The organism is Anaerosporobacter sp. (assembly GCF_965301125.1).
Genome location: NZ_CBDLAM010000246.1, coordinates 1,195 through 4,233, shown reverse-complemented (window position 1 = coordinate 4,233; position 3,039 = coordinate 1,195). Strand labels below are relative to the sequence as shown.

Below are 3,039 nucleotides of genomic sequence, written 5' to 3'. Positions count from 1 at the left end.
GTATGTAACACTGCTATGTTTCTATTTAACACTTTTATGTCTTTATAAAGCACTGTTATGTTTCTATATAATAATGTCGTACTACTTTTTGGGATCATTGTCAATTCAGTTAACATAATACAAGTATCAAAAGATCGAGATTGCTCATATTATTAATGTATAGAATTCCATATACACTCAATATACTTAATTATAACAAATAAGAAAGAAGGAATCCTTTTGTCTTCGCCTCCGATTATAGGTGTACTAGCTAATATTACATTTGCTGATTACCTTGGTACCGATCACATGTATGTTAATGATGAATATGTTCTGGCTCTTGAAAAAGTGAATGCCGTACCAATTATTATACCTCCTACTATGAGATATGTATCCCTTAGTACATTCGTAGATCTTTGTGATGGTTTCATATTAAGTGGTGGTGTAGATATTAATCCAATTAAATTCTACAAAAAACACTCTAAGAGACTTTGAACGGTAAATAACAAACTTGATGTATTCCAAATTGCATTAACAAAACAAATACTGCGTAGTAGAAAACCTATACTTGGTATTTGTCGAGGTATACAGCTACTAAATATCTGTCTAGGTGGAACCATCTACCAAGACATGGAAGATATACCAAACAAAACAATTCTACATATGCAAAAGTCAGAACGTTACCGTGGAATTCATAAAGTAGACCTTGAACCTGGCTCCAAATTATATGGCTTGTTCGGGGATAGTATCTTCGTAAATAGCTACCATCATCAAGCAGTTGCCATACCTGGCGTTAATCTTCGAATCGTAGGACGTAGTGCTGACAAGGTAATTGAAGCAATGGAAATCAACGATTACCCTTATGGCGTCGCTGTTCAGTGGCACCCTGAGATGATGTTTGCACGTACGGAAGAGATGAGGGAACTATTTGAATCCTTTGTTCAAGCTTGCCGATAAGAAAAAGTGCATTAAACAAGGGCAAAACCAAGTAATTGGTCCTGCCCTTATGCCTATTTCTTTTGTCAACTTAAGCTGCTAAATCTCTTTTTCTGTAAACGACATAAGCCGCACATATGCTTCCAAATAAAACGATCATTCCAATCACTATTGCTGGTACTGATACTTTTCCAGTACTGAACACATCTGACGCATTTGCATATGAAAAAGGACTTATTATCTTGTAATCAGACATATCTGGAATAACTCTTGCCATCAAATCATAAGCATAAAGGAGTAATACGATTCCAAGTCCCAGCCCTAATTTATTCTTCTTCATACAAGCTGATAATCCAAAACATAGTCCTGCAATTTCAATTTGCATAATAAGCTGCATGACATGATATAGTGCAAAGTCTGCCACTGGTATTTTTTCTCCTAATACCGCAAATCCCAATACATAAATGCATACACATATAAGATTAAAAAGAAAAATATTTGTTACAACAGCTCCCCACTTTGCAGTAATTGCTTTTCCCCTTGAAATAGGAAGCGAAAAAAGGAATTCACTTGTATGCCCATCTTCTTCTTTCGATAACATAACTGTACTTACAATTGCAGCAAACATGGCTCCTCCCAGTCCGTGAATTGTTCCAACCTCTGTTGCGTAAAATCCTACCAAAGTAGCTATGCTTAACTTGCTCATACCAAATGCATCTGCAAACGCTCCCATAGACGCATAGTTTTCTGCCATAGATGCCATGCTTTCTTCCATACTAGAAAAAAGTAATATACACGCAAAACACATACCACCCACACAGATCGTCCATATCAATAGACTTTTAATATGTAACCTTAATTCATGTTTATATAACGTTAACATAACAACCCTCCTTAATTCTATAACCAAATGTTATTTTTCATAATAATGCATAAATATTTCATCTAGTGATGGCTCCTCGATTAAAATATCTGTAATATCATGGCCTACTAATTCATCTGCTAATGTATTTAAATCCCCTTTAAAGATAAAGTCTTCCTTCTTCCCATCTCGTATCATTTGAATTCTTTTTGCATTTGTTTTCGTAAGTTTTTCTACAGTATCTACACATTGTAACCGGCCTTCCTTCATAATAGCCACGTTTTTACAGTATTTCTTCACTTCAGAAAGTATATGTGTAGATAAGAAACAAGTTGCTCCCTCACTTACATATTCTTGAATCAACTTAAAAAATTCTATCTGCATCAAAGGATCTAATCCACTAGTTGGTTCATCAAAAACAAACAGCTTGGGTTTATGTTGCATTGCGCATACAATGCTTACTTTTTTACGATTTCCTAAAGATAAGTCACTAATCTTCTTTTCCGTATCCACTTGCAAACGCGTACATAATTTTTCTGCCTCTTTCCCACAATCCATCTTTCTAACATCTGCCGCCATTTTGATTACTTCTTTTACTTTCATAGAAGGATAAAACATAGCTTCTGATGGCATGTAACCGATTTCTCTTAAAATGGATTCCTTATCCTTTTTCAAATCCTTATCGAAGATAGTTACCTTTCCACTTTCGTATTGAATCAGCCCTAACATGGAACGTATTGTTGTGGATTTTCCTGCCCCATTTGGTCCTAAGAACCCAAAGATATCTCCTTCTTTTACTGTAAAATTAACCTGAGAGACACCTCTTTGTTTCCCATAATTTTTAGTAAGATCTTTTATATCAATTACATTTCTCATACTTACTTCCCCTTTCTTGAAAAGCCTTCAAATCCTCATTTAAAAGCTTTGCATCAATGTTACGCTTTAATTTATAAATAAGTAATACACCGATATAGGCAATCATCATATATAGGCCAAAACATACACTTACTATCACGCCTCGATTAAACCAGCCGCAAAGTACAGAAACTCCTATATAGATAGTCGAACATAGTATTATATACAGTATTTCTTTTCCCTTTAATTGTTCTCCTTCATCAAAATTTGATAATAAAAATACTTGTAAATATCCCATTACATAAGTTAAAAAAATCATCTCTGCCATATGAATGATACTAGCTTCAAAGCTTCCACCAATGATTCTGTACATAGAATAGAAAAAAAGTATGCAGAAAAAATAAAGA

3 protein-coding genes and 1 pseudogene are annotated in these 3,039 nt (G+C 34.4%); 1 reads left to right on the top strand and 3 read right to left on the bottom strand.

The window, feature by feature from the left end; all coding sequences use genetic code 11:
* Positions 1-219: 219 nt before the first annotated feature.
* A pseudogene (locus ACW2QF_RS17915) lies at positions 220-936 on the top strand (gamma-glutamyl-gamma-aminobutyrate hydrolase family protein).
* Positions 937-1,006: 70 nt separating this feature from the next.
* On the opposite strand, the gene ACW2QF_RS17910 reads toward ACW2QF_RS17915, so the two are convergent.
* The 3 genes from ACW2QF_RS17910 to ACW2QF_RS17900 all read right to left on the bottom strand — a co-directional run.
* A complete protein-coding gene (locus tag ACW2QF_RS17910; protein WP_455717382.1) occupies positions 1,007-1,798 on the bottom strand; it encodes an ABC transporter permease subunit in 792 nt (263 codons plus the stop codon).
* Positions 1,799-1,828: 30 nt separating this feature from the next.
* Positions 1,829-2,653, bottom strand: a complete 825-nt coding sequence (locus ACW2QF_RS17905; RefSeq protein ID WP_455717381.1) for an ABC transporter ATP-binding protein — start codon at positions 2,651-2,653, stop codon at positions 1,829-1,831.
* A partial coding sequence (locus ACW2QF_RS17900) for a DUF3021 family protein (protein ID WP_455717380.1) occupies positions 2,637-3,039 on the bottom strand: 403 nt, incomplete at its 5' end. The genes ACW2QF_RS17900 and ACW2QF_RS17905, both read right to left, overlap by 17 nt.